The organism is Roseateles sp., assembly GCF_039929605.1.
In the GTDB taxonomy this organism is placed as follows: Bacteria; Pseudomonadota; Gammaproteobacteria; order Burkholderiales; family Burkholderiaceae_C; genus Pelomonas.
On sequence record NZ_JBDSQX010000045.1, the window covers coordinates 1 to 12,036 of the forward strand.

At 66.0% G+C, this 12,036-nt stretch carries 10 protein-coding genes and 1 pseudogene; all 11 read right to left on the minus strand.

The window, feature by feature from the left end; genetic code table 11:
- Positions 1-201 (minus strand): annotated as a pseudogene (locus tag ABIS05_RS06425) (Rieske (2Fe-2S) protein); the annotation flags it as partial.
- Positions 202-360: 159 nt separating this feature from the next.
- Positions 361-1,371: a zinc-binding alcohol dehydrogenase family protein gene (locus tag ABIS05_RS06430; protein ID WP_348013074.1), complete on the minus strand. Its 1,011-nt coding sequence runs from the start codon at positions 1,369-1,371 to the stop codon at positions 361-363.
- Entirely contained in the window at positions 1,365-2,210 is an 846-nt protein-coding gene (locus tag ABIS05_RS06435) for an amidohydrolase family protein (protein WP_348013075.1), read from the minus strand. Before ABIS05_RS06435 ends, ABIS05_RS06430 begins: the two co-directional genes overlap by 7 nt.
- A complete protein-coding gene (locus ABIS05_RS06440) occupies positions 2,207-3,232 on the minus strand; it encodes an aldo/keto reductase (protein ID WP_348013076.1) in 1,026 nt (341 codons plus the stop codon). The genes ABIS05_RS06435 and ABIS05_RS06440 overlap by 4 nt, the downstream gene beginning before the upstream one ends.
- Before the next feature lie 29 nt (positions 3,233-3,261).
- The gene (locus ABIS05_RS06445; protein WP_407074882.1) at positions 3,262-4,203 is read right to left on the minus strand and encodes an ABC transporter substrate-binding protein; all 942 of its coding nucleotides are present in this window, start codon (positions 4,201-4,203) and stop codon (positions 3,262-3,264) included.
- Positions 4,204-4,232: 29 nt separating this feature from the next.
- The gene (locus ABIS05_RS06450; protein ID WP_348013077.1) at positions 4,233-5,216 is read right to left on the minus strand and encodes an ABC transporter permease; all 984 of its coding nucleotides are present in this window, start codon (positions 5,214-5,216) and stop codon (positions 4,233-4,235) included.
- Positions 5,213-6,775: a sugar ABC transporter ATP-binding protein gene (locus ABIS05_RS06455; protein ID WP_348013078.1), complete on the minus strand. Its 1,563-nt coding sequence runs from the start codon at positions 6,773-6,775 to the stop codon at positions 5,213-5,215. Before ABIS05_RS06455 ends, ABIS05_RS06450 begins: the two co-directional genes overlap by 4 nt.
- Before the next feature lie 150 nt (positions 6,776-6,925).
- Positions 6,926-7,696, minus strand: a complete 771-nt coding sequence (locus tag ABIS05_RS06460) for a transporter substrate-binding domain-containing protein (protein ID WP_348013079.1) — start codon at positions 7,694-7,696, stop codon at positions 6,926-6,928.
- A 10-nt stretch (positions 7,697-7,706) separates the two neighbouring features.
- On the minus strand, positions 7,707-8,873 hold the full coding sequence (gene mmsB, locus ABIS05_RS06465; RefSeq protein ID WP_348013080.1) for a multiple monosaccharide ABC transporter permease: 1,167 nt from the start codon (positions 8,871-8,873) through the stop codon (positions 7,707-7,709).
- Between the two features lie 11 nt (positions 8,874-8,884).
- On the minus strand, positions 8,885-10,423 hold the full coding sequence (gene mmsA / locus ABIS05_RS06470) for a multiple monosaccharide ABC transporter ATP-binding protein (protein WP_348013083.1): 1,539 nt from the start codon (positions 10,421-10,423) through the stop codon (positions 8,885-8,887).
- A 114-nt stretch (positions 10,424-10,537) separates the two neighbouring features.
- Positions 10,538-11,599, minus strand: coding sequence for a multiple monosaccharide ABC transporter substrate-binding protein (gene chvE / locus ABIS05_RS06475; protein ID WP_348013081.1), 1,062 nt, complete (start codon positions 11,597-11,599; stop codon positions 10,538-10,540).
- Positions 11,600-12,036: the final 437 nt, after the last annotated feature.

Genomic DNA, 12,036 nt, shown 5'->3' on the forward strand with positions numbered 1-12,036 from the left:
GTCGAGGAACTCGCCTTCCTTCCAGTCCATCTCGGCCGGTACATGCGCGCAACGGTTGAGGTAGGCCACGGCGCGGCCGTCGAAGCGCAGCGCAAACGCACGCACGGGCTCGCGCCATTGAATGACGTCGAAGCTGACCGCCTTGCCGCGATCTTCCAGCTCGGCAGATGCGCACAGGCGTTGCGGTGGGGCGATGTCCATATCAGCGGCAAATGGCGCTACGGGCCATGTTCTTCGGGCCGTGCGCCGGGCCGCTCCCAAGCCGGCCCGTCAGGCGATGTGCTTGCGGCTCGATGCCGCTAGCATCGCCGCCCCCTCGGGGGGCCGGCCAAGGTATGCCTTGGACGAGGGGCTTCACGTTCAACACTCGATGAGGGCTTTGATGACACCTTCACTCGGGTCCAGCAGGCGCGAGAAGCTGGCCGGTACGTCGGCCAGCGCCATGCGGTGCGTGGCCAGCGCGGCATCGGGCACGAGGCCCTCGCGGATGGCTTTCATGACCGTCTCGAAATCCTCCGTCGTCGCGTTGCGGCTGCTGAGCAGCGTGGCCTCGCGCTTGTGAAACTCCGGGTCAGAAAAACTGATGGCGCCCTGCACGATGGACACCAGCACGTAGCGCCCGCCGTGGGCGATGAAGCGGAACCCACGCTCCATGGCCTGGGCACTGCCTGTGGCGTCAAACACCACGTCGAAGAACTCACCCTCGGTGAGCCGCGAAAGTTCCTCCTCGTCGCCTTCGCCCAGGGGCACGGCGGCGGCCACGCCCAACTGGTTGAGCGCGAAGGCGAGGCGGTCCTTCCGGTTGTCAATTGCCGTGACGACCGCGCCGCGCAGCTTCGCGAAGATCATGGCGCCCAGGCCGATCGGGCCGGCGCCGACCACCAGCACGCGTTGGCCCGAAGCGACTTCGCCTCGGCGCACGGCGTGCGCGCCGATGGCGAGGAACTCCAGCATCGCGGCCTGGTCCAGCGTGATGCCTTCGGCCTTGGCGACGAAGCGCTGCGGCACGCTGATGAACTCGGCAAAGGCGCCGTCGCGGTGCACGCCGAGCACCTCGATGCGCACGCAGCAATTGGGCTTGCCCTGGCGGCAGGCGATGCAGTGGCCGCAGGACATATAGGGCATCACATACACCGCGTCGCCCTGCGCCAGGCCGCTGTCGGCGTCGGCCTCTTCGACGATGCCGGACAGCTCATGCCCCATGACGCGCGGGTATTTGAGGTAGGGCTGGTGGCCGGTGAAGATGTGCAGGTCGGTGCCGCAGACGCCCACCCGCTTCACACGTACCAGGACCTCACGGTCGGCGCGCACAGGGCGCGGGTGTTGCTGGGCGACGAGGGTGCCGGGGGATTCGCAGGTGACGGTCAGCATGGTTCGAGGCGGTAGAAGCGAACGGCGTTGTCTCCGAAGAGCGCACGGAGGTCGTCTGGGTGGGGTGAGGGTTTGAATTGACGGGCCAGCAGGTGGGCGAGTTCCCACCAGTCGGCATAGCTGGCGGCCAGGCGCAACACGGGCCAATCGCTGCCCCACAGCAAGCGGCTGGGGCCGAACAGTTCCCAGAGTGCCTGGGTGTAGGGGCGCAGATCGGCGGCGTTGCGACGCTCGCCGGCCTCGGTCAGCAGGCCGGAGATCTTGCAGTGGACCTGGGGCAGGGCGGCCAGCGCAGCCATGTCTTTGTGCCAGGGCTCGATCTCGCCCTGGGCGATGAGGGGCTTGGCGGCATGGTCGATGACGATGCTCAGGCCCGGGTGCCGCTGCGCGAAGCGGCTCAGTCCGCGCAGTTGGCGCGGCAGCACCAGCGCGTCGAAAACCAGGCCGTGGCGCTGCATGGCTTCGGCCGCAGGGTCGCAGGCCGGGTCCGCGATCCAGTCGTCGTCTGGGAGGTCCTGCAGCATGGGCCGTAGGCCCTTGAGCCGTGGGTGGCGGGCCAGCTCGGCGATCTGCTCGGGCGCGTCCGCCGCCTTGAAGTCCACCCAGCCGACGACGCCGCGCACCCAGGGCGTTCTCTCGGCAACCGACAGCATCCAGTGCGTGTCGGTCAGGCTGGGCAGGGACTGCACGAGCACGGTGGCGTCCACGCCCGCAGCCTGCAGATGCGGGACCAGGTCCGGCGGGCCGAAGTCGTGGTGGATGGCTTCCAGCGATGCCGGCGGCCATTGGCCTTGCCGGTCTTGCAGGCGCCAGAAATGCTGGTGTGCGTCGACGATCATGAGTCTTCCTCGGCGGCGTCGCCCGGCAGCGGCGCGGCGATGTGGATCAGGCCGCGCTCACGCAGCGCCAGCCAGAGTTCGCGCGGAATGGCGCTGGCCATCCAGCCCGCATTGGCGGCCACCTGCTCGGGGGAGCGCATGCCCGCCAGCACACAGCTCACCGCCGGGTGCGCGAGCGGGAACTGCAGCGCAGCGGCCTGCAGCGGCACGCCGAACTCGGCGCAGGTCATCTCCAGCGCCTGGGCATGGCGCATGACCTCGGGCGGCACGGCGCCGTAGTTGTATTTGGCTTGGCCCGCCAGCAGGCCGGAATTGAAGGGCCCACCGACGATGACGTTCACGCCAGTCGCGGCGCAATGGTTCAGAAAGTCCAGGCTGCCCTGTTCCAGCAGCGTGTAGCGGCCGGCCAGCAGCACGCAATCGAGCGGCGCGACGTTCAGGGCGACCTGCGCAATCTCCCATTCGTTGACACCCAGCCCGATCTCGCGGACGGCGCCTTCGTTGCGCAGTTCTTCCAGCGCACGCAAGCCGCCACCATCGGTCAGCGCGCGCCAATGGAACTCGTGGTGGTCGCCATGCGTCAGGCTGCCGATGTCGTGCACCAGCAGCTTGTCGATTTGGGTCAGGCCCAGACGCTGCAGGCTGTCTTCGAACGAGCGACGCACGCCGCCATAGCTGTAGTCGTAGACCGGACGGAAGGGCAGGGGAGCGGCCCAGCCGTCGCTGCCGGGCTTGACGTTGGCATCGGGCACCATCAGTCGCCCGACCTTGGTGGACAGCACGAAACTGTCGCGCGGTCGGTCGGCCAGAAACTCCCCGACGCGGCGCTCGCTGCGTGTGTAGCCGTAGAAAGGCGCGGTGTCGAAATAGCGCACGCCCGCGTCCCATGCGGCCTGCAGCGTCGCCGCCGCCGTGGCGTCGTCCACGGCGTCATAGAGGCCGGCCAGTGCGGCCGCACCCAGGCCCAGCTGGGTCAGCCGAGCGTCCGTACTGGCGGCGCTGAGGTGGGGGGCGCTATTCATGTTCAGTGGGGAAGCCGTTGCGGCACAAGTCAATACAGGACGGCCTTGGCCTCGGGCGATTGCAGGTTGCCCTTGGTGACCCAGACCACACCCGTGTCGCGGAACTTGGGCACGGGCTTCTTCTGCAGCACATCGTTGATGGTCTTGACACCGAGCTGGCCCATCTGGAAGGAGCTCTGCACGGCGATGCCCGCCAGCGCGCCGTCCTGCACGAATTTCTGCAGGTCCTGGTTGCCGTCGAAACCGATGGCGACCAGCTTGCCCGCGCGGCCGCTCTGGACCAGGGCGCGACCCATGCCGACGGCTGTGGGCTCGTTGGCGCCAAAGATGCCCTTGAGGTCGCGGTGGGCGGCCAGCACGTCGGTGGTCTGGTTCATCGCCGTGGCCATTTGCGACTGTGAGTAGAAGGGCCCGACGATCTCCAGCTTGGAGTGGGCCTGCAGATAGCTCTTGAAGGCGCCGACGCGGCCGACCTCAGACCCGGCACCGGCGACGAAGGACATGATGGCCACCTTGCCGGTGCTGCCGACCTTGGCAATCATTTCCTTGGCGCACAGCTCGCCGGCGGCGCGGTTGTCGGTGGTGAGGAAGGACTGGTAGTAGGCCTTGCCTGCCTCGGACACCTGCGAGTCGATCAGCACGACCGGGATGCGGGCCTCCCAGGCCTTCTTGATGGCCGGTACCAGCGCATCCGGGTCAGACGGTGCGAGCACGATGCCGGCCACGTGCCGGTTGACGGCGTTCTCGACCATGTTGACCTGGTCGGCGATGGCGGATTCGCTGGCGGGGCCGGAGAAGGTCAGCGTGTGGCCCGGGGTTTCCTTGATGGCGGCCTCGGCGCCCTTGTTGACGTTCTGCCAGAAGGTCGAGTTGGTGGTCTTGACGATGACGGCGATCTCGCCAGCTTGGGCGCCGCTGGTGAGCGCGGCAACGCAGAGGCTGAGCAGGGTGCGGCGCAAGAAATTGGGCATGTGGATGTCTCGGTTGAGTTGGCCGGTCTTCAGCGCCGGTTGCGGAGTTGGTCGATCCAGACGGTGACCAGGATGACCAGCCCGATGATGATTTGCTGCGAGAAGGAGGAGACGCCGTTCATGTTCAGCCCGTTGCGCAGGATGCCGATGACGAAGGCGCCGATGACGGTGCCGGAGATGGTGCCGATGCCGCCCATCAGCGAGGTGCCGCCGATGACGGCGGCGGCGATGGCGTCGAGTTCGTACATGACGCCTTCGTTGGGCTGCGCCGTGACCAAGCGCGACATCAGCACGCAGCCCGTCAGCCCGGCCAGCGCGCCCGAGGCGACGTAGGCGAACATCGCCACGCCCGTCACGTTCACGCCCGACAGCCGCGCCGCCTCGCCGTTGGAGCCGACGGCATGGATGTGTCGCCCGAGCGTCGTGCGGCGCAGCAGGATGCCGGCCGCCACGGCCAGCACGATCATCAGCAGCACCGGGTAGGGAATGCCGGGGAAGATGACGTTAGGAAAGCCCTGCGCGTCGATCTCCTCGATGCGCCACAGCGCGCCGTTGCCCAGCACGCCGAAGGCCTCGCCCAGGCCGGAGATCGCCCGCGCATCCGTCAGCTGCAGCGCGATGCCGCGTGCCACCAGCATCATGCCCAGCGTCGCGATGAAGGGCGGCAGGCGCAGCCGCGTGACGCACAGCCCGTTGACGGCGCCGCACAGCGCGCCGACCACCACACCCAGCGACATTGCCAGCGGCACGCCCATGCCGGCCTTGACCAACATGCCCGCCACCACACCCGACAGGGCCAGCACCGAGCCGACCGACAGGTCGATGCCGCCGGTCAGGATGACGAAGGTCGCGCCGATGCCCAGATAGACGATGGTCGTCACCTGCAGCGACACGGTCATGGCGTTGCCGAGCGAGAAGAAGGCGTCGCCGCTGAGCGAGAAGACGAGCACGAGCGCAAGCAGGCCGGCGAGCGCGGCGAATTTCTGGATGAGGTCTTTCTGGCGGTCGTTCATAGGATCGGTTCAAGTGCCGCCGGGGAGGGTTTGGCGGCGGTGGTCGCGCCCACGGAGGCGTGGTGCATGACGTCCTGCTGGGTGCACCCGCGGGTGTCCAGCAGGCTGGCCAACTGGCCTTGGCGGAACACGGCCACGCGGTCGCTCATGCCCAGGACTTCCGGCAGGTCGGAGCTGATCAGCACGACGCCGATGCCCTGGGCGGCGAGCCGGTCCATCAGTTCATAAATGGCGTATTTGGCGCCCACGTCGATGCCGCGGGTTGGCTCGTCGAAGATGATGACGCGGGCCTCGCGGAACAGCCATTTGGAGATGACCACCTTCTGCTGATTGCCGCCCGACAGCAGGCGCGCGATCTGTTCGGGTGAAGGCGTGCGGATGGACAACTGCTGGATGAAGCGCTCGGCGGTCGAGCGCTCGCGCGCCGCGTCGACGAAACCCAGGCCGCTCGCCAGCGAGCCCAGGTTGGCCAGTGTGATGTTGTGGGCCACGCTCATCTTCACGGCCAGCCCGTGCGTCTTGCGGTCTTCGGGAACGTAGGCGATGCCGGCGCGGATGGCATCGCGCGGAGAGCGGATGGACAAGGCCTGACCGGCCAGTTCGACATCTCCGGCGTCGACCGGGTCCGCACCGAAAATCGCCCGTGCCACCTCGGTACGGCCGGCGCCGATCAAGCCGGCAAAGCCCAGGATCTCACCCCGGCGCAGTTCCAGGTCCAGCGGCCCGAACACGCCGTCGCGACGCAGGCCGCGAACGCGCAGCAGCACTTCGCTACCGGGCTGCCGCGTTGCCGGGGGGAACTGCTGGTTCAGCTCCCGGCCCACCATCAGGCTGACGATTTCGTCGATGGACGTGTCGGCCCACAGGCGCGTGGCGATGTAGTGGCCGTCGCGCAGGATGGTCACCCGGTCGACGATGTGGTCCAGCTCGTCGAGCCGGTGCGAGATGTAGACGATGCCGACGCCCGCGCGCTTGAGTTCGTTGACGACGGCGAGCAGCCGCGCCGCGTCGGCCTCGCCGAGCGAGGACGTCGGCTCGTCCATGATGAGCAGCCGGGCGTCCATGGACAGTGCCTTGGCGATCTCGACCATCTGCTGTTGGGCGATGGACAAGGTCGACACTGCGGCGTCGGGATCGATGTCCACGCCCAGGCGCTGCAGGCAGGCACGCGCCCCGTCCCGCTGGCGGGCACTGTCCACGAACCAGCCCCGGCGCGGTTCGCGGCCGAGCCAGATGTTCTCGGCCACCGTGAGGTGGGGCACCAGGTTCAGCTCCTGATGGATCATCACGATGCCCAGGGCCTGCGCATGGTGCAGACCGTTGACGCGCACGGGCTCGCCGTCGATGGTGATGTGGCCCTCGTCGGGCGTGTAGACGCCGCTGAGGATCTTCATCAACGTCGATTTGCCGGCGCCGTTCTCACCGCAGATGGCGTGCACTTCGCCGCCGTGAACGTCCAGCGCTACGCCAGACAACGCGACGACGTTATCGAACCGTTTGCGGACACCCGCCATGCTGAGCAGGGGCGCGACGCTGGACTCAGCTGGCAGAGAGCTCATTGGCGAGGAGAGTGGCAACGGGAAAGTTTCGGTCATGCCACTTTGCCACATAAGCAATTTGGTAAGACCAGTAGATACCCGGAACTCAGGAGCGCAGCCGGCGCCGGTTGCTGAACGCTGTCAGGCTCGGCGTCGAAGGTGGCCGCAGGCTCAGCGATAGCGATTCAGCAGCTTGGCCAGCGAGCCATCGGCAAGGATCTGGTCGATGGCTCGATTGAGGGGCTGCAGCAGGTTGGCCTTGTGCGGCGACAGTGCACAGCCGAGTTGGTAGTGTTCGACTTCGATCACCTCTCGCAACTCCGGTTCGGGATGCATCTTCTTGAAGTGGTCCAACGCAGCGCGGTCGGTCACCGCGTAGTGGATCCTGCCCAATGCGAGACGGCGCAAATTCGTCTCTGCATCAGCCGCATCCTCGCGGCGGACGTCCTGCCCGAAGGCTTGGTCGAGTACCGGATAGCGATAGCCCAACACCGTGCCCAGACGTTCGTCGCGCAGATCTCGAAGCTGCACCACCGCAGCAGCGTTCAGACCTGCGGCGATGATGCCGGTGCCTGACAGGAATGGGCGCGTCCACAGCAGCTTGTCCTCAAACCATTCAGGTTTGACATAGCAAAGCAGATCGGCGGCGCCAGATGCCACCGCTCGGGCCGCGCGTTTGCTGGGAAAAGGGAGGAAGTCGTCGCTCAGCCCAAGACGTTTTGCGAGCAACTCGCCGAGGTCCTTCAGCAGGCCGTCGACGGGCTTGTTCTGCACCATCCTGAGCAGCGGCATCGATTGGTTTGTCGGCGCAACGATGCGAAGCGGAGGCGGCTCGGCTGAACTGGCCCCTACCCAGGCCAGCGCAACCGCGACCAAGGTGAACCGGCCCTGTTGCACCCATGCACTGCGATTCAGCACCTTGGCCTGGCTTGCGGCAGGCATGGCCGGCAGATCAACCCTTTCGGCGGTTGTAGACGTCGAAGACAACGGCCGCCAGCAGCACGACGCCCTTGATCACCTGCTGCCACTCGATGCCGATGCCCAGAATGGACATGCCGTTATTCATGACGCCCATGATGAAGGCGCCGATCACCGCACCGAGGACCTTGCCGATGCCGCCGGACGCAGAGGCGCCGCCAATGAAGCAGGCGGCGATGACGTCCAGCTCGAAGCCCAGACCCGCCTTCGGCGTCGCGGTGTTCAGACGCGCCGCGAACACCAGGCCGGCAAGAGCGGCCAGCACACCCATGTTGACGAAGCACATCAACGTCAGCCGCTCCGTCGGGATGCCCGACAAGCGTGCGGCCCGCTCATTGCCGCCCAGGGCATAGACCCGGCGACCCAGCGTCGTTCGCTGAGTGACGAAGGCATAGATGGCGATCAGCACGGTCATCAGCAGCAGCACATTGGGCAGGCCTTTGTACGATGCCATCAGCCAGACCAGACCGCCCAGGGCAACCGACTGCGCGAGCAGGCGCAGCAAGAAAAGCACCACGGGTTCAGCTGCGGTCCCGAGCGCTGTCGACCTGCGGCGCGCGGCCACTTCCCTTACGGCGAGCACCGCGATCAACGCGAAGCCGATGCACAGCGAAGTGAGGTGGCGCTCATCGCCAGCCGGCAGATCGGGCAGGAAACCGCTGCTGAGGAGCTGGAAGCTTTCAGGGAAGGGGCCGACGGACTGCCCGCCGAGCAGCGCCAGCGCCAGGCCCTTGAACACCAGCATGCCGGCGAGCGTGACGATGAAGGACGGGATCTTCAGATAGGCCACGAACCAGCCCTGAACGCCGCCGATGAGGGCGCCGGCGACGAGGCAGGCTGCCAGGGTGGGCAGGATGGGCCAGTTCATCTGGACCATGAGCACGGCCGCCAGCGCGCCGACAAAGCCGCACACCGACCCGACGGAAAGGTCGATGTGCCCCGCCACGATGACCAGCAGCATGCCCAGCGCCATGACGATGATGTAGCTGTTCTGAAGGAACAGGTTGGTGAGGTTCAACGGCTGCATCAGGATGCCGTTGGTGACGACCTGGAAAAAGGCCATGATGCCGACGAGCGTCAGCAACATGCCGTAGTCCCGCAGGTGCGAGGACAGGAAAGTGCGCAAGGAAGAGGGAAGCATTGGAGTTCGTTTCAATGGGTGCCCAGAAGGGCATGCATGACGGTTTCCTGGGTGGCGCCTTTTGCGGGCATCTCGCCAACAAGCGCACCCTCGTTCATGAGGTAGAGGCGGTCGCACATGCCGAGCAACTCGGGGAGTTCCGAGGAGATCATCAGGATGGCCCTGCCTTCGGCGGCCAGGCTCGCGATCAGGCTGTAGATCTCGAACTTCGCACCGACGTCGATGCCGCGGGTGGGCTCGTCGAGGATGAGCAGATCAGGCTCGGTGAACAGCCATTTGGCCAGCACCACTTTCTGCTGGTTGCCGCCCGACAGCTGTCCAACCTGCTGCTGCACGCCCGAGCAGCGCGTGCTCAACCGTTTGCGGAAGTCCTCAGCGACCTCGTGCTCCTTGGCATCGTCGACGACGCCCAGGCTTGAGATGCCTTCAAGACGACACAGGCTGGTGTTGCGAGCGATGCTGTCGTGCAGGACGAGACCGAGCGCCTTGCGGTCCTCGGTCACATAGGCCAGGCCGGCCTTGATGGCGCGCTGCACGGTGGAAACATCGACCTCTCGGCCATTCATCCACGTCGAGCCGCGAATGCGCCGGCCCCAGGAGCGGCCGAAGACGCTCATCGCGAGTTCGGTTCTGCCGGCCCCCATCAGGCCCGCGAGGCCGACGATCTCGCCGCGGCGGACATTCAGGTTCGCGCCCTTGACCGCTTCCCGCCCGACATGCAGCGGGTGCTCCACCCACCAGTCACGCAACTCGAAGAGAACGTCGCCAGGGTTGGATACGCGCTTCGGATAGCGGTCCTTCATTTCGCGCCCGACCATCGCGCGGATGATCGTGGCTTCCTCGGGCGGGGCTGCGCTGCAGTCCATCGTCGCGATGCTCGAACCGTCACGCAGCACCGTGACCGCATCCGCCACTTCGGCGATCTCGTTGAGCTTGTGGGAGATCAGCACACAGGTGACGCCCCGTGTGCGCAGCTGCTTGAGCAGCTCGAGCAGGGCCTTGCTGTCGTCCTCGTTGAGGCTTGCCGTCGGCTCATCGAGGATCAGCAGCTTGACGTCCTTCGCGAGCGCCTTGGCAATTTCGACGAGCTGCTGCTTGCCCACGCCGATGTCTCCGATCAGCGTGCCCGGAGACTCCTCCAGGCCGACCTGACGCAGCAGCTCGACGGCGCGTTCGTGGGTGCGGGTGCGGTCGATGATCCCGTGCCGTGCCTGCTCGTGGCCGAGAAACAGGTTCTCGGCAATCGAGAGCTGGGGGATGAGCGCCAACTCCTGATGAATGATGGCGATGCCCAGTTGCTCGCTGTGCCGGATGCCCTCAAAGCGCCGGAGTTCCCCGTCGAACCAGATCTCGCCGTCGTACTCCGGATGCGGGTAGACGCCGGACAGCACCTTCATCAGCGTGGACTTCCCCGCGCCGTTTTCACCGACGATGGCGTGGATCTCTCCACGCTGCACCACCAGGTCCACATGGCGCAGCGCGACCACGCTACCGAACTTCTTGCAGATCGCGCGCATTTCCAGCAGCGCGCTCGATTCTTTGCTTGCCATCGTCCTATCCATTGGGGTGATCGATCCCGCCATGGCGATGTGCTTGCCGGTTGATCCGGCAAGCATCGCCGTCCCCTCGGGGGACCGGCCAAGGTACGCCTTGGACGAGGGAGTTCATTTCAGCTGGCTTTCCTTGTAATAGCCGCTATCCACCAGCAAGGGCTTCCAGTTCGTGGCGTCCACCGCCACCGGCTTGAGCAGATAGGACGGCACGACCTTGACACCGTTGTTGTAGGTCTTGGTGTCGTTCACGACCGGCGTGCGGCCGCTGATCGCGGCGTCCACGAGGTCGGCCGTCACCTTGGCCAGCTGGCGCGTGTCCTTGAACACGGTGGAGGCCTGGTCGCCGCGCAGGATGGCCTTGACCGATGGCAGGTCGGCATCCTGGCCGGTGATGATCGGCATCGGCTGACTTGGCGTGCCGTAGCCGACGCCCTTCAACGACGAGATGATGCCGATCGACAGAATGTCTGCCGGAGACAGCACGGCGTGCAGCTTGTCCTTGCCGTAGAAGGCCGACATCACGTTGTCCATGCGCGCCTGGGCGGTCGAGCCATCCCAACGCAGGATGCCGACCTTCATCGCGCCAAGCTGCTTGCTGCGGATGACGAGCTTGCCGCTGTCGAGATAGGGCTTGAGGACGCTCATCGCACCGTCGTAGAAGAAGGCCGAGTTGTTGTCGTCGGGCGAGCCCGCGAACACTTCGAGGTTGAAGGGGCCCTTGCCCTGCTTCAGGCCGAGTCGGTCGACGATGGACTGGCCCTGCAGCACGCCGACCTGGAAGTTGTCGAAGGTCGCGTAGTAGTCGACGTTCTTGGAGCCCCGGATCAGCCGGTCATAGGCGACGACCTTGACGCCTTTCTCGGCAGCCTTTTGAAGCACACCGGACAGCGTGTTCCCGTCGATCGAGGCGATGACCAGCGCCTTGACCCCCTTGGTCAACATGTTCTCGACCTGGGAGAGCTGGACGGGGATCTCGTCGTCCGCATACTGCAGGTCGACCTGGTAGCCCAGCGCCTTGAAGGCTTTCGCCATGTTGTCGCCGTCGGCGATCCACCGCTGGGAACTCTTGGTGGGCATGGCGATGCCGACGGTACCTTTGCCTTGTGCCCAAAGGGATGCACCAGGCGCAAGTGCAAGCAGAAGGCCGAGTCCGAGGAAGGTGCTACGACGCATGATGTTGTCTCCGTGGAATAGTTGCTGTTGGCTGGGTTGCCGTTGACGATTGTGGTGTGGGGATCTCACTCACATCGTGAGTCCTCAGTAAACGAAGTTGCGAGCGCGCACCTTACCTGCACTTGAACAGCGCCGGCCCGAGGCTGACGAAACCGCCGCACGCATTGTGATGAAGGTCTGAGACCTCCATCTGCCAGGGTGCTGCTGCCAGGTCTTGCCGTTGCCGTGCGAGTCGTGCAAGTGACGACATTCTCGCGGTTGTGCTGAAGCCGATGCCGACGTGCCGGCCAACGCGGCCTTCACCGCCTGGCGGCGCGAGAGCAGGTGGCGGGGCGTCATCAGACGGTCCCCCTTCGCGCTTCCAGGCCGATGCGGATTTCGCTCAAGCGCTGCTCGGTCAGCTGAAACCGCAGGATCACCACCACCGCCACCAGCAG

Excerpts from the sequence above, each read along its gene's own strand:
- ABIS05_RS06430 (WP_348013074.1), bottom strand. The coding sequence starts at position 1,371 with ATGCTGACCGTCACCTGCGAATCCCCCGGCACCCTCGTCGCCCAGCAA.
- ABIS05_RS06435 (WP_348013075.1), bottom strand. The coding sequence starts at position 2,210 with ATGATCGTCGACGCACACCAGCATTTCTGGCGCCTGCAAGACCGGCAA.
- ABIS05_RS06440 (WP_348013076.1), bottom strand. The coding sequence starts at position 3,232 with ATGAATAGCGCCCCCCACCTCAGCGCCGCCAGTACGGACGCTCGGCTG.
- ABIS05_RS06445 (WP_407074882.1), bottom strand. The coding sequence starts at position 4,203 with ATGCCCAATTTCTTGCGCCGCACCCTGCTCAGCCTCTGCGTTGCCGCG.
- ABIS05_RS06450 (WP_348013077.1), bottom strand. The coding sequence starts at position 5,216 with ATGAACGACCGCCAGAAAGACCTCATCCAGAAATTCGCCGCGCTCGCC.
- ABIS05_RS06455 (WP_348013078.1), bottom strand. The coding sequence starts at position 6,775 with ATGAGCTCTCTGCCAGCTGAGTCCAGCGTCGCGCCCCTGCTCAGCATG.
- ABIS05_RS06460 (WP_348013079.1), bottom strand. The coding sequence starts at position 7,696 with ATGCCTGCCGCAAGCCAGGCCAAGGTGCTGAATCGCAGTGCATGGGTG.
- mmsB (WP_348013080.1), bottom strand. The coding sequence starts at position 8,873 with ATGCTTCCCTCTTCCTTGCGCACTTTCCTGTCCTCGCACCTGCGGGAC.
- mmsA (WP_348013083.1), bottom strand. The coding sequence starts at position 10,423 with ATGGCAAGCAAAGAATCGAGCGCGCTGCTGGAAATGCGCGCGATCTGC.
- chvE (WP_348013081.1), bottom strand. The coding sequence starts at position 11,599 with ATGCGTCGTAGCACCTTCCTCGGACTCGGCCTTCTGCTTGCACTTGCG.